Source organism: Paenibacillus sp. VMFN-D1 (assembly GCF_003386155.1).
In the GTDB taxonomy this organism is placed as follows: Bacteria; Bacillota; Bacilli; order Paenibacillales; family Paenibacillaceae; genus Paenibacillus_AQ; species Paenibacillus_AQ favisporus.
In genome coordinates, this window is the sequence record NZ_QRDU01000002.1 from 967,060 (window position 1) to 984,757 (window position 17,698).

Annotated in this window: 15 protein-coding genes; 9 read left to right on the plus strand and 6 right to left on the minus strand. The window is 53.0% G+C overall.

Annotated elements, in window-relative coordinates; translation table 11 throughout:
* Nucleotides 1-51: 51 nt before the first annotated feature.
* A complete protein-coding gene (locus tag C7820_RS19985; RefSeq protein WP_258875306.1) occupies nt 52-960 on the plus strand; it encodes a divergent polysaccharide deacetylase family protein in 909 nt (302 codons plus the stop codon).
* On the opposite strand, the gene C7820_RS19990 is transcribed toward C7820_RS19985, so the two are convergent.
* Complete coding sequence (locus C7820_RS19990) at nt 935-1,645, minus strand: N-acetylmuramoyl-L-alanine amidase (protein WP_116232476.1); 711 nt, start codon at nt 1,643-1,645, stop codon at nt 935-937. The two genes, C7820_RS19985 and C7820_RS19990, sit on opposite strands and share 26 nt — an antisense overlap.
* A gap of 176 nt (nt 1,646-1,821) precedes the next feature.
* Here C7820_RS19990 and C7820_RS19995 point away from each other — a divergent pair, with 176 nt between their 5' ends.
* Complete coding sequence (locus C7820_RS19995; RefSeq protein ID WP_116232477.1) at nt 1,822-2,040, plus strand: YqzE family protein; 219 nt, start codon at nt 1,822-1,824, stop codon at nt 2,038-2,040.
* Between the two features lie 99 nt (nt 2,041-2,139).
* Here C7820_RS19995 and C7820_RS20000 read toward each other — a convergent pair whose 3' ends face one another.
* The 3 genes from C7820_RS20000 to C7820_RS20010 all read right to left on the minus strand — a co-directional run bounded on the left by C7820_RS20000 (nt 2,140) and on the right by C7820_RS20010 (nt 5,954).
* On the minus strand, nt 2,140-3,129 hold the full coding sequence (locus tag C7820_RS20000) for a hypothetical protein (RefSeq protein ID WP_116232478.1): 990 nt from the start codon (nt 3,127-3,129) through the stop codon (nt 2,140-2,142).
* Nucleotides 3,130-3,267: 138 nt separating this feature from the next.
* The gene (locus C7820_RS20005) at nt 3,268-4,209 is read right to left on the minus strand and encodes a YqhG family protein (protein WP_116232479.1); all 942 of its coding nucleotides are present in this window, start codon (nt 4,207-4,209) and stop codon (nt 3,268-3,270) included.
* Nucleotides 4,209-5,954 carry a DEAD/DEAH box helicase gene (locus tag C7820_RS20010; RefSeq protein WP_397334192.1) on the minus strand — a complete coding sequence of 582 codons (1,746 nt, stop codon included), beginning with the start codon at nt 5,952-5,954 and terminating at the stop codon, nt 4,209-4,211. The genes C7820_RS20005 and C7820_RS20010 overlap by 1 nt, the downstream gene beginning before the upstream one ends.
* Before the next feature lie 453 nt (nt 5,955-6,407).
* Here C7820_RS20010 and C7820_RS20015 point away from each other — a divergent pair, with 453 nt between their 5' ends.
* Together C7820_RS20015 and C7820_RS20020 are read left to right on the plus strand one after the other, a co-directional pair.
* On the plus strand, nt 6,408-9,023 hold the full coding sequence (locus C7820_RS20015; RefSeq protein WP_116232481.1) for an adenosylcobalamin-dependent ribonucleoside-diphosphate reductase: 2,616 nt from the start codon (nt 6,408-6,410) through the stop codon (nt 9,021-9,023).
* A gap of 474 nt (nt 9,024-9,497) precedes the next feature.
* The gene (locus C7820_RS20020; protein ID WP_116232482.1) at nt 9,498-11,111 is read left to right on the plus strand and encodes a GMC family oxidoreductase; all 1,614 of its coding nucleotides are present in this window, start codon (nt 9,498-9,500) and stop codon (nt 11,109-11,111) included.
* Nucleotides 11,112-11,222: 111 nt separating this feature from the next.
* On the opposite strand, the gene C7820_RS20025 is transcribed toward C7820_RS20020, so the two are convergent.
* Complete coding sequence (locus C7820_RS20025) at nt 11,223-11,642, minus strand: DUF1259 domain-containing protein (protein ID WP_116232483.1); 420 nt, start codon at nt 11,640-11,642, stop codon at nt 11,223-11,225.
* A gap of 53 nt (nt 11,643-11,695) precedes the next feature.
* Complete coding sequence (locus tag C7820_RS20030; RefSeq protein WP_076169217.1) at nt 11,696-12,115, minus strand: DUF1259 domain-containing protein; 420 nt, start codon at nt 12,113-12,115, stop codon at nt 11,696-11,698.
* Between the two features lie 484 nt (nt 12,116-12,599).
* Here C7820_RS20030 and C7820_RS20035 point away from each other — a divergent pair, with 484 nt between their 5' ends.
* The 5 genes from C7820_RS20035 to C7820_RS20055 all read left to right on the plus strand — a co-directional run bounded on the left by C7820_RS20035 (nt 12,600) and on the right by C7820_RS20055 (nt 17,395).
* Nucleotides 12,600-13,631 carry a Cfr family 23S rRNA (adenine(2503)-C(8))-methyltransferase gene (locus C7820_RS20035; protein ID WP_116232484.1) on the plus strand — a complete coding sequence of 344 codons (1,032 nt, stop codon included), beginning with the start codon at nt 12,600-12,602 and terminating at the stop codon, nt 13,629-13,631.
* A 49-nt stretch (nt 13,632-13,680) separates the two neighbouring features.
* The gene (locus tag C7820_RS20040; RefSeq protein ID WP_116232485.1) at nt 13,681-13,944 is read left to right on the plus strand and encodes a CD3324 family protein; all 264 of its coding nucleotides are present in this window, start codon (nt 13,681-13,683) and stop codon (nt 13,942-13,944) included.
* A 355-nt stretch (nt 13,945-14,299) separates the two neighbouring features.
* A complete protein-coding gene (gene rplD, locus C7820_RS20045; RefSeq protein WP_116232486.1) occupies nt 14,300-14,923 on the plus strand; it encodes a 50S ribosomal protein L4 in 624 nt (207 codons plus the stop codon).
* 147 nt (nt 14,924-15,070) lie between these two features.
* Complete coding sequence (locus C7820_RS20050; protein ID WP_116232487.1) at nt 15,071-15,985, plus strand: AraC family transcriptional regulator; 915 nt, start codon at nt 15,071-15,073, stop codon at nt 15,983-15,985.
* Nucleotides 15,986-16,114: 129 nt separating this feature from the next.
* Complete coding sequence (locus tag C7820_RS20055) at nt 16,115-17,395, plus strand: glycoside hydrolase family 27 protein (protein ID WP_116232488.1); 1,281 nt, start codon at nt 16,115-16,117, stop codon at nt 17,393-17,395.
* The last annotated feature ends 303 nt before the right edge of the window (nt 17,396-17,698 follow it).

The following is a 17,698-nucleotide window of genomic DNA, read 5'->3' on the forward strand; positions in this document are numbered from 1 at the left end:
CTCAAACAATGAAACCACATCGTGGAGATACCGAGTAAAGGAGGAAGTTGCTTGAGTACATCATCTTTCAATAAGCTGCATCACGGCTGGCGGAATATTGCGGCAGCGGGACTGGCGCTTACGGTTGCGCTTTCTGGTCAAACCGCCCTCGCGGATGGGGAACGATCACTGGCGGCGGAACGGGTCTTTAACGAGCAAGCGGAGCAGCCCGCGGCAGACAAGCGGCAAAGTGACATGAAGCCGGATAAAAAGGTTGCGATCATCATCGACGACTTTGGGAACGGGCAAGGGGGGACCGAAGAAATGCTGTCCCTGCCGATTAAGCTGACCGTGGCCATCATGCCGTTTCTTCCTACCAGTAAAACCGACGCGGAGCTGGCCCATAAACAGGGGCATGACGTCATTGTCCATATGCCGATGGAGCCCAAGCAGGGCAATCCCAAGTGGCTGGGTCCCGGCGCCATTACCTCCAATATGAGCAATGAGGAGATTCGCCAACGGGTGGAGGAGGCCATCGACAACGTGCCGTATGCGGTCGGTATGAACAATCATATGGGATCGAAGATTACCGGAGACGAACGGATCATGTCCATCGTGCTGGAGGTCTGCCGCGAGCGCGGGTTGTTCTTCGTGGACAGCAAGACCAACTACCATTCCGTTGTCGGCAAGCTGGCCGTTCAGATGGGAATGCCTCCGGTGGCCAATAACATATTTCTGGACGACCGGCACACCGTCAGCCATGTCAGCAAACAAATGAAAGCCGTTGAAACCTGGGCGAGCGAACATCAGAACTGTGTAACGATCGGGCATGTCGGCGTGCAGGGGAAAAAGACGGCGGAGGCCATTCGCCAAAGCATCACTGGTATGCAGAATTCCGTATCTTTTGTAGGAATCAGCGATCTCGTCCGGGATATCTGGGATTGGAAGCCGGCGCCTATATTGCCGTCAAATAATAGTTGATTCCGTTCGCGATGGCCTGCGCGATCCTGAGCTGCCCGCGCCGGTTGCACAGCATCGCCCGGTCTGCGGCATTGCTGAGAAATCCGGTCTCTACGATAACCGCAGGATCTTTGATCTGGTTCAGCAGGTAAAACGGGCTTCCCAACCGGACGCTTCCCTTCGTCTGATACAGCGGGTTAAGCTGCTGCTGGATGCTGTCCGCAAGCAGGACGCTGCGCCCTTCGTTCTGGTGAAGCACAAGCGCCCCGTTCTTTGAAGGATTGCGGCCCCAATTGACGTGAAGACTCACGACGATCAGGGTCGGCAGCTGATGGCTTAGCTCCTTGCGCTGCGCAAGATCTCGTTGATGGCGGGAAGAGCTGCGGAGCCAGTGATTGTCGTCGCTGAGGGCGTAGTCAGCCGTCCGGTTCAAGACCGCGTCGTACCCCTGGCTGCGCAGCAGCATAAACAGCTTCTGGGCGATGGCGAGGTTAATGTCCTTTTCCAGAATGTTCTGAAATGAAGTCCCTCCGTCGACACCGCCATGTCCTGCATCCACGATAATCACTTCATGTGGAAAAGCCGGATGCTCCGGATAGGCGTTCGTACTTTGGTCACCGGGGCCAGCGCCCCAAGCGGACGAGCTGCCTGCGCACAAAATTGCCGGGATGAAGAGGATGGCGGCGATCAAGCTTTTGATAGGCATAAAGGATGGCCCTCCTTTCGTTAAACGGGATTTGAACGAAAAATTGATGTCGAAGTTAGAATGTGCAATAAACGGTAAAAAATGCACCGTCCGCATTCCTCCGTTTAGATTACCGTATCTCTGTGCAAACTAAGAGCATAGCAGAGCTGTAATTTGGCAATGTGGGAGGAATGGAAATGGCCAGTGGAGATGAACTTGTAAAATACATTACCGAGCGCGTCGTCAACTACATGGAAACACCCAAGGAAGAACGAAGGAAGCAAAAATATAAAGAGCCGTGGACGGTCAAATGGTTCGGTATGATCCCGTTCGGATTGTCCCAATGGGGAGGCCGGGCGGCTGACAAACGCCATCCCAAGCGGCGAAAAATCAAGATGCGGAATCTTCATGACTGAACAGAAATGAAGAAGCGGACCTCGTATCCACACGAGGTCCGCTTCTTTTTGGGAATGAAACGCGATAAGGGCAGAAGAACAGCTAATCATGCAGCGGATCTAGGGGCGGGCATGAAATTCTCCGGCAGCCATCAGCATGGAGACAGGGAGGTACCGGGTTCCGGCACGTCCTGTGGCCGCGTAGCTGACCGCAGGAGCGCTTGCAGCCGGGGACCATGTCTGAATACCGCTTACCGCAAACGGCGCCCCATAGGACGCGTTACGGCCAGGAGCGGTGAAGATCAGGCTGCCGCCGGATGCGACTGCTTTCAGCAGATCGTCTCCGCGGCGGATGTTCAGCCGGGGGGAGGTCATCCAGAGCAGGTCGTCATAAGGATCGTTGCCATCTATCTTCGCAGCAGGAGAAGATGCCTCGAGCCGGAGACCGTTCTGATTGGTAACGACTGCCGTCTTAGAAACGGAGGCGGTGCTGGCGGAAACGGCATTTGCCGGCAGAAGCTCCAAGGTCAGCGCATTGATGTACATGGCCGGCTTGCCCGGCAGGGTCACTTTCCAAACCGGCAGCATGGCCGAATATTGAGCTTGGATTTGAACGTTCGCGGGGAGGCCGGGGTGAGCGGGAATAAGGCCATCCTCAGCCAGCCGGTCATGGAGCGCATCGCTGCTGTAAGGGATGGCTGGACCGCTGCCGTACTCGCTGAGCATATATCCGCCTTCCTCCCTGGCGGTGAATATTAAATATCCCAGCTGCTTGCTGTCCTTTGAAACGATCGCAAGCCAGCTGTGGGTGCCGGGCCCTAGCGGGTAATAGTCGATGGCGGCGCCGTCCCACTGCTGAAACTCGGACTGCGAAGACAGCTCGCGGACGACGGCGCCGGCAAAGCTCTCCAGCGGCGCGGGCACCGCCTGCATGTCCGATCCCGATGCGATCCGAAGCAAGGCCGTCCGCGCTGGGCTTGCCGCCTTGGCGGCAGCGATGCCGGCCGCTGCGGCCGATTGCGGGACCGCAGAACCCCAGGCCGGCCAGGCGCAGCTGACGGCACAGGTCAACGCCGTCACTTTTAAAGCGAGAGATACCATCCTCACCATATTCACCCTCCTAGATTTCAGAGCTTTATTGACATCATTGTATCGGACAAGCCGTAAAAAGGCTGTTGCAAGGTGTCGGGCTTTGGGGCGCGGGCACGGGTCTTTTTTTGCCTTCTTTTAGCGAGGGAGGTCAAATGCTCATGAACGGATGGATCTTAAGTGAAACAGACCGCAGGTTATGGCGGACAGGTTCACCTTGGGTTCATACTGCCATGTCATTTCGCTGCGCCGGTTGTCGTATTGCTCCCGGATGGCCGTAAGCTTCTCCTCCTCGGTTTCCTTCAGCAGGTCTTCGTAATACATGTCGATCACCGCAAGCTCATCCCTAAGGCGCTCCCTGGCGGCTTCCGCCCAGCTGTAATCCTCGCCCGCCAGTTGATCCTTCATATGCTTCTCCAGCAGATTGGCCGCGCCTGCGAGCGAGAGGCTTCCCGGCTGGATATGGATATTTTCGGGCAGCCGCGGCCCGAGTTGAAGCTTATCCAAACGCCGGGCAAACTGTTGGTCGATCTGCCCCGTCACCAGCGAGATGCCGATGAAGTGGAGCGCTTCTTTCTTCACGTCGCAGGTCATCTCGACCTTGAAGCAGACGCCCAGCCACGGCTCGTAGGGGGCGGAGAACAGCGTCTCCCGCTGCAAAGGGCCCGGCTGCTCGAACAGGTACACACAGGAGCCCTCCTGCCGGGCAACGGACCAAATTTGCTGCAGCCGGCTGCTGCCGTATGTGACGTCTTCACGGGGAATCCGCCCCGGGCCGATCCGCGGTCCTGCCGGATTCACCCCGAAATACCTGGACAGAATGCTGTCCTGCGGCTGAGGCTGCGCCGAAGGCGGCGGGGTTTTGGCTGCCTGTTCGTTATATTGTTCCGGGTCAAAGACGAAGGTGTAGGAGAGAGTCTCCGGCTCCGCCCCCGTCCGCTCAATAAAGCCCCAGTAGTAGGGGCGGTTGGTCAGCTGTTTGTCCGCCTGCGGTGACAGCTTGACGGTCACGTGATAAGGAGACTTCTCGATAATGCTGCATTCGGTCGTTTCCAAATAGGTTAGCACTTGCTTCTGAACTTCCTGCGGGGACAGGCTCATCAAGCTTCCTCCTCAATGACGGTTTCCGCATCTTCGTATTCGATCTCGCGCTTGATCTGGTCAAGCGACTGCCCGAGCGAGCTGACCTTGTTGCGGATTTCCTCATCCGACTCCGACTCGAGGAACAGCTTGTACAGGCTTTTCTCGAACGATTCCTTTTTCTCGAAACGCTCCAGAATGACATCCAGGCCGCCGATGACCGTCTCGAACATGTTGATTTTTTCGTGCAGCAGGTTCAGGATATGCTCCTCGATCGTTCCGGTGGTGGACAGGTTGTAGATTTTCACGTCGTTCTGCTGCCCGAGCCGGTGGACGCGGCCGATCCGCTGCTCTACCCGCATCGGGTTCCACGGCAGGTCAAAATTGATCATATGGTGGCAGAACTGCAGGTTGATGCCCTCGCCGCCAGCTTCGGTGGCGATCATGACCTGGGCCCGGCCGCGGAACAGGTCCATCATCCAGTCCTTTTTGCCCCGGTTCATTCCGCCGCGGTACGGTACACAGGACAAGCCGTGTTTTTGGAAATACTGCAGCAGGTATTCCTGCGTCGCCCGGTATTCCGTAAACACGATGACCTTTTCGTTCATGTCCTTGATCAGCTCGATCGTCTTCTCGGCCTTCGTGTTCGCTTTGATGTTCCGGATTGCGTTCACCAGCTCCCACACCTCGGCGGTGAGCGGGGAGTCGTCCGGAATCTTCTTGGACAGGTTCACGAGGGTCAGGAACACCGCGTCCCGGCTGCTGCACACCTCGCGCTGCAGCGTGACCAGGGACAGCATGCTGCTGAGGTTGCCCCCGGACGCTTTGTACTGGTTCTTGACGAAAGAAGTCACACCGTCGTACAGCGCCTGCTCCTCAGGAGAGAGCTGCAGGCTGACGTTGCGTACCGTCCGCTTGGTGAACTGCACAGGGCCTTCGCCGCGCCGGTTGCGGATCATCACTTTCGCCAGCTCGTCCCGGAGCTGGTCCTCGTTCTTGGCCTGCCGTTTGCCGACGACGAAGTTGGCCGCAAAATCCCCCTGCCGCCCGAGCTGGCCGGGCTTCAGCAGCGTAATGAGGTTGAAGAGCTCGCTCATATCGTTTTGAACGGGCGTCGCGGTCAGCAGCAGGCAGTACTTTTTCCGCAGCTTCTGGATAAATTGATAGTTCGTCGTTTTCTTGTTCTTCAGCTTGTGCGCCTCGTCGATAATGAGCATGTCGTATTCCTGCTCCATCAGCATGTCCTTGTGGGGCTCGCGCTTGGCGGTGTCCATGGAGGCGACGACGACGTCGGAATGCCAGGAATAAGCCTTTTTCTGCGCGACTGCCGGGATGCCGAATTTGCTGTTCAGCTCGCGTACCCACTGAAGCACCAGGGAGGCGGGCACCAGAATTAGCACTTTGGATACCAGCCCGCGGACCATGTATTCTTTTAAAATGAGTCCTGCTTCGATCGTCTTGCCCAGTCCAACCTCATCGGCCAGAATAGCTCTGCCGGACATCTCAAACAGCACCCTCCGCGCCGTGTCGATCTGATGGGGAAGGGGGGACAGGTCCTGCAAATGCTTCACACACTGCAGCTCGTCAAAGCTCGTCACAAGCCGCGCCTCTTCGCCCTGAACGGCCAGCTGAAACAGCCGGAAGTCACCCCAGGGGCCGCCTTTATCCAGGCGGGATTCCAGGTTATCCAGCCAGCTGCGGTCAATATTCAGGGGAACGGGAAGGTCCCCGGCCTGCGCCCCGCTACCGAGATGAGAAGTTTTCAAGCCTTGTACCTCCTTCATAGGTTCGTAATCTCGCGTAACAGTAGTATGCACGTAAACCGGAGAGTTCATAACCTCCGTATGGATGAAGGCATCCGCTGATTTTCACAATTTTTTTCAAAGGAACCGAAGCAAAAAAGTGAGATTGGCGGAGAAAAGCAAAGGTTGTCCCAGAGTGAAGAGCTTTCATGGTCTAAATTTCAGGATTAAAGCGTGGAGTAACAATATGTGGTATAGTATAATCATCAATGAACACAATATATGGTACATGACGAGCGGATTTGCGTTTTAAATGGGGTTATTTCGTTTATTGAATGGAAGGAACCCGGCTACATACAGGCCTTTTTCCTGGAAGTGAACCGGCACTTTTAGCGCAGTCGGCAGACCGACACCATCCGCTGATCGGAACCGGAGCCGATACGTTCGGCAGAACAGTCATGGGAGGAGAATGTAACAGTGAATCAAGTTCAGAGCAAACAGAAGCTTGAGGGGTTAAGCGAAAAAATCTTTTTGGACCGGTATGCTTGGAAGGACCCGGACCCGAATCACGCCAAAGTAGGGGACGTTGTACTTGTACTGACCAAGGATGATCCGAAGTTTCCGACAAAGGAAGTCGGCGAGATCGTATCGCGCGAGGGGAAACGGGCGACGGTAAAAACACGCCGCGGCGAGCTGGTGGAGACGGACGTTGAGAAGCTGACGCTGAATATCGAGAAGACGCCGGAGGAAATGTGGGACCGGCTGGCCGGAGCCATGGCATCGGCGGAGCCGACGCCGGAGCTGCAGGCCGAGTGGAAAGAGAAGTTCCGCTACATTCTGGAAGACTGGAAGCTCGTTCCGGGCGGGCGGATCGCCGCCGGAGCGGGTGCCAGTGACGAGCTGACGCTGTTTAACTGTTACGTCATTCCTTCGCCGAAGGACAGCCGCGGCGGTATCATGGCGACGCTGTCCGAGATGACCGAAATTATGGCGCGGGGCGGCGGTGTCGGCATCAATCTGTCCTCGCTCCGTCCGCGCAGAGCCGTGGTCAAGGGCGTGAACGGATCCTCGAGCGGTGCGGTATCCTGGGGCGGACTGTTCAGCTACACGACCGGCCTGATTGAACAGGGCGGCAGCCGGCGCGGCGCGCTGATGCTCATGATCAACGACTGGCACCCGGACGTTCTCGACTTTATTACGGTCAAGCAGACGATGGGACAAGTGACGAACGCCAACCTTTCCGTCTGTGTCAGCAATGATTTCATGAAGGCGGTCAAGGAGGATCTGGACTGGGAGCTGGTATTCCCGGATACGACGGATCCGGATTACGACGAGCTGTGGGACGGCGACCTTGAGAAATGGAAGCAGGGCGGCCATGCCGTCATTCCGTACCGGACGGTGAAGGCGAGCGAAATCTGGCATACGATTATCGAATCGGCGTGGAAATCGGCCGAGCCGGGCGTCGTCTTTATGGAATACTACAACCAGATGTCCAACAGCTGGTACTTCAACCCGATCATCTGCACGAATCCGTGCGGCGAGCAGGGGCTTCCGGCATGGGGCGTCTGCAACCTGTCAGCGATGAATCTCTCCAAATTCTATGATGAAGAGAAGCATGATGTGGATTGGGACGAACTGGCGACGGTGACGCGTTACTCCGTGCGTTTCCTGGATAACGTCATCGACACGACGCCGTACCACTTTGAAGAAAACGAGAAAAACCAGAAGAAGGAGCGCCGGATCGGCCTCGGTTCTATGGGTCTGGCGGAGCTGATGATCAAGCTGAACATCCGGTACGGCAGTCCGGAATCGCTTGAGTTCCTCGACAAGCTGTACGGGTTTATCGCCCGCGAAGCGTACCTGGCATCGGCCGACATTGCGGCAGAGAAAGGCTCGTTCCTGGCGTTTGACGCGGATCCGTATTTGCAGAGCGGATTTATGAAAAATATGACCGAAGCGTTCCCGGAAGTCGGCACGGCCATCCGTGAGAAGGGTATGCGCAACGTGACCGTCATTACCCAGGCGCCGACCGGCAGCACGGGGACGATGGTCGGCACGTCGACCGGCATCGAGCCATACTTCGCGTTTAAATACTTCCGTCAGAGCCGACTCGGCTTCGACGAACAATTTGTGCCGATTGCCCAGGACTGGCTGGACGCCCATCCGGGCGAAGAACTGCCGGATTACTTTGTGACGGCGATGGATCTGACGGCGGAAGACCATATCCGCGCCCAGGCGGCCATTCAGCGCTGGGTGGACAGTTCCATCTCGAAGACTGCGAACTGCCCGGCCGACTTCACGGTCGAAGAAACGAAGCGGCTGTATGAGCTGGCGTTTGACCTTGGCTGCAAAGGCGTGACAATCTACCGTGACGGCAGCCGCGACGTGCAGGTGCTGCAAACGGAGAAGAAGGAAGACAAGAGCGAAGCGAAGGCTGCTCCAGTTGCGGAAACAGCTGCCTCCGCCGAGGCTGCCGTACCGGCTGCCGCAGAGCAGGCGGGTGCCCAGGTTGCCGCTGCTGTGGCTAGCAGCCAGAGCTCCGTAGTGGATAAGCAGTACAAGCGCCGGCCGCAGGTGCTGCGCGGCGCAACCTATAAGATCAATACGCCGTTCGGCATGGCATACATTACGATCAACGACCTCGACGGCATTCCGAGCGAGATCTTCCTGAACGTGGGCAAGGCAGGCTCCGATGTGTTCGCCATGGCGGAAGCGCTGGGACGCGTCTGCTCCTTGTTCCTCCGCTACGGCGACCATGGACACAAAGTGGAGCTGCTGATCAAGCACCTGAAGGGCATCGGCGGTTCCGGCGCGATCGGCTTTGGCGTCAACCGCGTGGAATCGATCGCCGACGCGGTCGCCAAGGCGCTGGAAGCGCATGTGCAGAGCGGCATCGACGAAGAACACCCAGAGCCTGCTCCCGTGGCAGCTACGCTGGCACCGGAGACGGCAGACCATGGCGGCACACACTCGCACAGCCATGATGCGCCGAAGGCGTCGGTGGACCTGTGCCCGTCCTGCGGGGCTGCGGCGCTGATCAATATCGAGGGCTGCAAAACTTGCGGCAACTGCGGGTATAGTAAGTGCTCGTAAGCTTTATTCAAAATCATAAAGATTGAAAAAGATTATTACATTATTTTTCATTAATTGAAAAAGTTTTACAAAAAAACGAAGCGGTATTTAACGCTTCGTTTTTATTTTAGATGAACAAGGCTAATCGCCAGATGGAACTCTTTTTTTCAGACCGGAGTAGTCCTAACTGCACATTTACTAACAGCTCCTAGTAGCGGCATTCCCACGTCGAGTCCAATATCATGCCCTTCGGAAGAAGAGTCATTAGCGAATCAAGCTGATATTGATAGTATGTATTCAGTAAGAAGCATCACAACAACTTCAGAGTGGGATCCAGATACCAGTCCAGATGTTGATTTCGATAAACTTAGATATATATGTTCGGATGTCTTTTTTAGTAAATAGAGGTTCGAGCTTTCCTATAACTCCGCTCAGGAACATGGTACAGGTCAATGTAATATCCTTACATTAGACCATATAACAAGGAGAGCTTAGATGAGCCGGAAATTAACCTTTGATTATATTATCGTAGGAACGGGTCCTGCTGGCGCCGTCATCGCCAAAACATTAAGTGATCATAAAGAAGTATCGGTTCTTGTCCTGGAGGCCGGTGGGAACAACGATAAAGACACCCCCATTAGGGACTCTACATTGGCACTGGAATTGGAAGAACAGTTCTTTCCTCAATATTTTTGGCAGGGGGAAGGGGTTCCGCAAGAGGAGCTGGATGAGCGGGCATTTGAATGGACAACGGGACGCCTTTTAGGCGGAGGGTCATCGATTAACGGTGAGCAGTATGTACGTCCTACATCAGCCGTTTTCAGGGAATGGGAAAAGCTCTTAGGTCCGCTGTGGTCACCTAGACGGGCCATTCGCCGATTCAAGAAATTAGAGAAGTATAACGGAGAAACCGATGATCTGAACGCCCGTGGATTCAATGGACGGATCGATATCAGGCAGGCCCCGGTAAACCCTACGTCTATGGCGGAAAAGCTCACGACGGCTATTGAGAGGGCTACAGGCTATCCCGAGATCCTTGATTATAACGATCCTAAAACTCCCCTGGGCCCATTTACCCGCTGGCAGCTGTATCAAAATCCCAAAGGCCGAAGAGTAAGTTCCTCCAGAGCATTTCTCTCACCCGACATCATGACGCCTTCCGGCCGCGGTGTAGACGGCAGGAAACTAAAAGTGCTCTTTAATTCAACGGCTCTGCGCGTGCTTTTTGACAAGAAACGCGCCACAGGGGTCGAATTCCTGAAAGAAGGAAGACGCCTTCGTGCTTACGCCCAAAAAAAGGTCATTATATCTGCGGGCATCAATAGCGCTCAGCTATTAATGCTGTCCGGAATAGGCCCGGCTGCTCTACTTAAAGAAGCTGGGATCCCAGTGGTTTTCAATAACCCGAACGTAGGGAAGAGATTGAGAAATCACACGCTTAACACTGCGGTGTTCACCACGAATCCGAACGATTCTGCCCTGCCTGCGAATGACCCGGATGCACTTTATACAGGGGGAGCCTTTTTGCCTGATCCGACGGGTGTAAACAGCAATCGCCGGGCGGTTCAACTGATTGGCATTGGTTCTGACAGCACGTTAACTTTAGCGGTTCTTTACTTGCGCCCCAAGAGCCGCGGCTCGATTAAGATCCAGAACAAGGATCCGCTTAAAATCGTGCTTGCGGATGAAGGATTTCTCGCCAATCCGGATGACATGGAAGCCGTTAAAAATATTTTTAGAACCTATGTAAAAAATATAGCCGCAGAACTCGCATCCATCGATCCGTCGTACCAGCTTGTTTCACCGACACTGGATATGATTGAGGACGACGCCCAATTGGAGGAGTATATTAAACAAAATTTCGGCCATAATCATCACCAGCAAAGCTCCCTTCGTATGGCTCCGTTAAAAAAGGGAGGGGTCGTGGATCGAACGGGCCATGTGCATGGGGTAGAGGATCTGATCGTTGCCGATGCTTCCATCATTCCATTTACGGTGGACGGTAATACATCCGCCGCTACTTTCCTTATTGGTTATACGATTGCCAGGCAATTGGTCTCCCCGGATAAAAAAGGCAGAAGACAGCCGTCCGAGGGCGACGAAGAGTAATGGCCCCAACGTATTCATAAGTAACGCCTAAGTCCCCGAGCTCGAAAACCCGGGGACTTTTTCTACATGCGGTGCAGCCGGTGCATGAAGCGCTTTGCTCCTTGTTGTTCCTCAGCCCAAAAACTTAATGGATTCTTTGGTTTTTCTGGCAAATGCAATGGGATCATCGATCGACTCCCAGTGAACGTACATCAAGCGCGGATTCTCGAATAACCAGTGATTGTGGACGGCCGTTACTTTAATCCCGTTTTTGCGGAGATTGCTCAGCAAGCGGTTGACTTGATTTTGGAAGAGAGCGGTTTCGCCTAAACAGAGTGCCTTGCCTGAACTGTTCAGGGATTCGAAGGAGAAAAGTTGATAGCGGACCAAAGGAGAAGTGGTACGTCTTCCTAAAATCGAGGCTCTAATGACCCGATTTCTGGAGACAAAACAAACCGGACCTTTCGTAATTTCGTGCTCGGTTCCACCTAAAATAGCTGAAAATTCGTTACAAAGTTTTTTAAAGCGAGGACTTACTTTAACTTGCGCCATCCGAAATCATCCTCCCATGAAATGATATAATACAGCCTGCCCGTTTAACCGTGTTAGCCCAGGAATTTAATGGATTCTTTTGTTTTTCTGGCGAACGCAACCGGATTGTCAATAGACTCCCAGTGCATATACATTAAGCGAGGCTGCTCTTTCAGCCAGTGGTTATGGACTGCGGTTACTTTAATCCCGCGTTTACGGAGGTTCGACATCAACCGATTCACCTGATTTTGATGAACGGCCGTTTCACCCAAACAAAGCGCGCGGCCCGACTTATCGAGAGATTCGAAGGAAAACATTTGCATTTGAACCAAAGGGGAACGCGTTCTTTTTCCCAGAATGGTTTCTCTTAAATTCGTCATCCGCGTAACAAAGCAAACCGGACCTGCTTCAATTTCCGATTCGCCTCCCAATATTTTTCCGAATTGGGTACAAAGTCTTTTGAACTGCGGGCTAACCTTTACTTGTTCCGCCATCATAAGTCCTCCTTTAATCAAGTTCTATGTATCCTATGATCAAGGAAGGAAGAGGTATGGACTGATAGCGTAGGGTACTAGCATAAATAACGAACGAGCGATGCTGCATCATGAGCAGGGCTTGTCCGTTACCTGAACCCGCGTCGCTTTTCTTCAAAGGCAGCAAGACAGACAAACACTTGACGTGGAGTGGCATTTTATGATAGTTTCATCCATATCAAATGAACAGGGAGGGATAAAGCGATGACGATTTCTGAGATTGTAGATGATCAGGTGAACCTGTCTTCGAGAGCAATGCTGGGCAAGGTTCACCAAATCACAAATCGGATACCGGAGCTTTATCCTTCTATGCATAAATATTGCAGGTGACTTGTTTTTAAAATAGTCGCTTGTTTGTGTATAGCTTGGTTAATGTATCGCAAGAAAGCACCGGTAAGCTGGTGCTTTTTTTGCGTTGTCTCCGTGTAAAAGGAGATCGTTAACGTTGAAGCACATCACGAAATATGAAAAAATCCGCCAGATCCTATCCATCCTGAAACAACCGGATTATAGATACAGGCAAATAACAGAGGCTATTTTCAAGCAGAAAATCGGACATTTCGAAGAAATGACGAGCTTGCCAAAAGCCGTAAGAAACGAATTCATCAAGGAGATTGGCAACCCTGTGCTGAGCATTACGCCCAAAATCGTGCAGCAGTCCAAGCAAGTTAGCAAAATTCTTTTTGCCATCCCTGGCGACGAGCATATCGAATCCGTAAAGTTAAGTTATAAAAACGGGTGGGAATCCTATTGCATCTCATCCCAGTGCGGCTGCGGATTTGGCTGTTCCTTTTGCGCTACGGGAACGCTGGGGCTGAAGAGAAATCTCACAGCGGATGAAATCACGGACCAGCTTCTTTATTTCCACTTGAACGGCTACCCATTGGACAGCGTGTCCTTTATGGGGATGGGCGAAGCCCTTGCAAATCCGTATGTGTTTGATGCCTTGCATGTGCTGACGGATCCTGAGCTTTTCGGCCTGGGGCATCGGAGGATTACGGTGTCTACGATAGGCATACTGCCTGGAGTAAAGAAATTGATGAAGGATTTTCCGCAGATGAATCTAACGTTTTCTCTTCACTCCCCATTTCCGGATCAGAGAAGCGAGCTCATGCCCATCAATCATCATTTTCCGCTGGAAGAAGTGATGAAGGTGCTTGATGAGCATATTCAAACGACGAAACGAAAGGTATACATTGCTTATATCCTTTTGAGGGGAATCAACGACTCGGCCAAACACGCTGAAGCGGTTGCTGATTTACTGCGGGGAAGAGGACCATGGGAACATTTATATCACGTCAATCTCATCCCTTATAATGCCACCACGGCCACCCCGCAAAGTTATAAAGAATCGGATCACAGCGGAATCAGCATGTTCCTTAAAATCTTAAAGACCAAAGGAGTCCATGTTACCGTCAGAACCCAGTTCGGTTCCGATATCAACGCAGCATGCGGTCAGCTGTACGGATCACAGTGAGATTTTGAAATTTTGCTGCCTGAACCATTTTTTCAAGGAGTGAGTCTCTGTGAGATACATTAACGCCTCTGCTGTCCTGCCGGAGGAATTGGTTGAAAAATTACAGGAATTTGTACAAGGGGAATACCTCTATATACCGGCTATAAAAAATCAACATCGAAGCTGGGGAGAGTTATCCGGCGCCCGACAAGAGATCAATAAAAGAAACCATGAAATACTGAAGGCATATGTACTGGGAGCATCCGTCGAGGAGCTTTCGGAATCGTTCCATTTATCGACCTATGCGATCAGAAAAATAATTTATCAGAAGTAGAAGTAGAACTAGAAGTAGAAGTGGATTCCCCCCCCTCAAGCAAATCGTGCTAAAGGAAAGCATGATGTGAATTGCAGGGGGGTTTTTACGTTGTTGCTACGAAATGCTACAGCATCATTCGGTATATAGATCAGGAAAATCCAATCTGTTAACGTATAAATGTAGGCAGGGAAGAGGGGGTCAAAGTCATGAATGCCATCGTAAATATTTCGGTTGTAGTTTAAGTGAGCATAAAAGTAAGATGATAAATCAAACGGGTAACAACTAATTATCGCTATTTATGCTTGCTTAAGGCTGATCGTACCTACGCATATAATGCACGATACGTCTAGAGGATCATCAGGAGGTAGTTAGGTTGTTGAAGATTTCTGTATATGATATGGATGGTAGAGTAACCGGTGAAATGGAACTCGAACAATCCATCTTTGGCATTGTCCCGAACGAATCCGTTTTACATGAGGCGGTGGTCAATTATCTCGCGAATAAGCGCAGCGGGACGCACTCCACCTTAACCCGCGGCGAAGTTAGGGGCGGAGGCCGAAAGCCTTATAAACAAAATAAAATCGACCGATCCAGAGCGGGTTCGATTCGTATGCCGCACTGGCGGCATGGAGGGATTGCGTTTGGCCCCAAACCCCGCGACTATGGTTACCGCCTGAATAAAAAGGTCAAGCGTCTGGCGATCAAATCGGCATTGTCGGCTAAAGTACAAAATAACGAGCTCATCGTCGTCGACCGCATTCATTTAGCGAGTTACAGGACAAAGACCATCGTTGCCATGCTGAACGCTCTGGGTGCCGATCGAAAAGTGCTCATTGTCCTACCTGAAAAAGATCATATGATCTATAAAAGCGCAAATAACATTCCGGGTGTGCAAACCACAGAAGCCGATTCGCTGAATGTATATGATATTCTGAATTGCGATACATTCATAATCACTAAAGATGCTGTAAGACTGGTTACAGAGATATTTGTTTAGGAAGGAATCATTGATCATCATACGCATTAGACTTAGCCTGAATCCGAAAAGGATCGGGCTTTTTAGTTTGCGCATGAACGGTGAAGGATTATAGTTATAATGAAGCCTTATCATATAAAAGATCATGCTTGAATAGGAGGGAAACGCATGGCATCCGGTACGGAGACAGGCACATACGGCTTTCGTTTCACGGCGCCTTCGCACCTGGCGCTGTGCGAATTGTTTGCGGTCGGGCGGGACGAGATCAGGCATCCGTCGTACCGATGGGACGGGGAGGAGCGGAAGGATGGTCCGCTGCTGCTGTTCCAGTATACGCTGGAGGGTGAGGGTATGTTTGATTCGGGGACGGAGACGTACCGGATCGATCAGGGACGGGCGATTATGACCGAGATCCCGGGTGATCACCGCTACTATTTTCCGGCGGGCGGGTCGCACTGGTCCTTCGTGTTTATTCTGATACGCCCATCGCTCATCCTGCCGAATTGGGAGGAAGCAAAGCTGCGATTGGGAGAGGCTCCCTATTTGCCGCCCACAAGCCGGCCTGTCCGCGCGCTGCTGGAGATTTGGGATCAGGCGGGCCACGGTCGGATTACCGACCGGTACACGGCCTCTTCCTGTGTATACTCTTTCATTTCTGAGCTGTGCCGGTATGCGGTAGCGCCGCATGACGAGCGCCGGAACTGGCCGGAGAAAGTGCGCCAGGCCGCCGAGTATATGGATGCGAATTACCGCTCGATGATCAGCCTGGATCAGCTGTCGGACCGGCTCGGGTGGTCCAAATACCATTTGCTGCGCACGTTTGCAGCTGCGGTCGGCCAGACGCCGAGCGAATATTTAAACCGGGTCCGCATTGAACAAGCGATGCGGCTGCTCCGGCAGACGGATATGAGCGTTGAACAGATCGCGGAGCAGGTCGGATATTCCGGCGGCAGTTACCTGATTAAGGTGTTCCGCAAAATGACCGGGCTGACGCCTGGAGGCTTCCGCTCCGAAGAGGGGCAGCTGACGTTCAGCCGGATGTTTTTTGAAGATTATAACGTCGACAGACGTTTTTCTGATTAGCCGGCTATTAAACCGCAATATTTTGCTGTAATAGAAGAAAGATTACTATGGAAACGTTGTTCTTCCCGGACGTAATATAGGAGGCGTAAAAGCAATTTTATTATACGAAATCAATTCGGGAGGAACGTCATGCAGCATCATTCGTTTGCACCAACACCCCCTATGGGATGGAACAGTTGGGATTGTTACGGCGCAACCGTTACGGAAGCGGAAGTTCGGGGCAATGCCGAATATATGGCGCGTCATTTAAAGGATTACGGCTGGGAATACGTTGTCGTCGATATTCAGTGGTACGAGCCGGGAGCGGTCTCAGACCTATACAGGCCCTTCGTCCGGCTGGAAACCGACGGTTACTCACGCCTCATTCCAGCAGTGAACCGCTTTCCGTCTGCGGAGGGAGGCCAGGGCTTCAAGCCGCTGGCGGATTACGTACATAGCCTTGGACTAAAATTCGGCATCCATATCATGCGCGGCATTCCACGGCAGGCCGTACATGATAATACGCCGATCAAGGGCATGAACGTTACGGCCCGGGATATCGCTCATACCTGCTCGTTCTGCGGGTGGAACACGGACATGTACGGCGTCGACGCGGGCAAAAAAGGGGCTCAGGAATACTATAATTCCTTGTTTGAGCTGTACGCCGAATGGGGCGTCGATTACGTCAAGGTGGATGACATTGCGGATTCTTGGCTGCACGGAGGGCCGCATTTGGCGGAAATTGAGCTGATCCGCAAGGCGATCGACCATGCCGGCCGGCCGATGGTGCTGAGCCTTTCGCCCGGGCCCGCACCTGTGAAGCATGCCGATTTCCTTGAAGCACATGCCAACATGTGGCGGATGACCGACGATTTCTGGGACCGCTGGCCGCTGCTGCTTGATATGTTCGACCGCTGCGAGACCTGGCAGGGACGGCCGAAGCCCGGCTGCTGGCCGGATTGCGACATGCTCCCGCTGGGCCGCATCGGTGTCCGGTGCAGCCATCCCGACCGGATGACGAACTTTACGCGTGATGAGCAGCTGACGATGATGACGCTGTGGACGATTTTCCGCTCGCCCCTCATGTTCGGCGGGGAGATGCGTGACAACGACGAGTGGACGTTATCGCTGCTGACGAACCGGGACGTCCTGGACATGCATCAGCACAGCTTCGGCGCCCGCCAGGTGAGCCGGAGCGAAGGCCGAGTGATATGGGCTGCTGAGGGTCCTCAGGGCGAGCGTTACGCCGCGCTGTTCAATACCGGCGAGGAGGCTGCCGAAGTTTCCGTATCGCTGGCTGAGCTGGGCATTTCCGGCTCGGCGGATGCGCGAAATCTGTGGACCGGAGAGGAACGCAGGGAACTGGGCGGCGCATTGGTTTCTGCCGTTCCGCCGCATGGAGCCGCTTTGTTCCGGCTTATAGCGGAATAACAACCCTTTTGTTGATGCAGACATGATGAGAGGAAGTCTATCTTTTTATAGATAGGCTTCCTTTTTGTTAAGATGATTGAAATTATAAAGCTCTGTGCGGCCTGGCTGCCCGATGTGATGATATATCAATTAGATGTTGGTATAGATCATTGTTTAAATCAGGGGAGTCATTTACAATTTTTTTAAATTTAGTGCAAGTCATATAGAAATACAATGATATCTCGAGAGATGTATGGAGGTGTTCCGAAAAAACAGATGAGGCCTTTGTGATCGGAGAAATGGATGGGGTCAGAGCGTTTCTTG

Bases quoted from the DNA above. Each gene is read 5' to 3' on its own strand.
- C7820_RS19990 (WP_116232476.1), bottom strand. From the start codon at position 1,645: ATGCCTATCAAAAGCTTGATCGCCGCCATCCTCTTCATCCCGGCAATT.
- C7820_RS19995 (WP_116232477.1), top strand. From the start codon at position 1,822: ATGGCCAGTGGAGATGAACTTGTAAAATACATTACCGAGCGCGTCGTC.
- C7820_RS20000 (WP_116232478.1), bottom strand. From the start codon at position 3,129: ATGGTGAGGATGGTATCTCTCGCTTTAAAAGTGACGGCGTTGACCTGT.
- C7820_RS20005 (WP_116232479.1), bottom strand. From the start codon at position 4,209: ATGAGCCTGTCCCCGCAGGAAGTTCAGAAGCAAGTGCTAACCTATTTG.
- C7820_RS20020 (WP_116232482.1), top strand. From the start codon at position 9,498: ATGAGCCGGAAATTAACCTTTGATTATATTATCGTAGGAACGGGTCCT.
- C7820_RS20025 (WP_116232483.1), bottom strand. From the start codon at position 11,642: ATGGCGCAAGTTAAAGTAAGTCCTCGCTTTAAAAAACTTTGTAACGAA.
- C7820_RS20030 (WP_076169217.1), bottom strand. From the start codon at position 12,115: ATGGCGGAACAAGTAAAGGTTAGCCCGCAGTTCAAAAGACTTTGTACC.
- C7820_RS20050 (WP_116232487.1), top strand. From the start codon at position 15,071: ATGGCATCCGGTACGGAGACAGGCACATACGGCTTTCGTTTCACGGCG.
- C7820_RS20055 (WP_116232488.1), top strand. From the start codon at position 16,115: ATGCAGCATCATTCGTTTGCACCAACACCCCCTATGGGATGGAACAGT.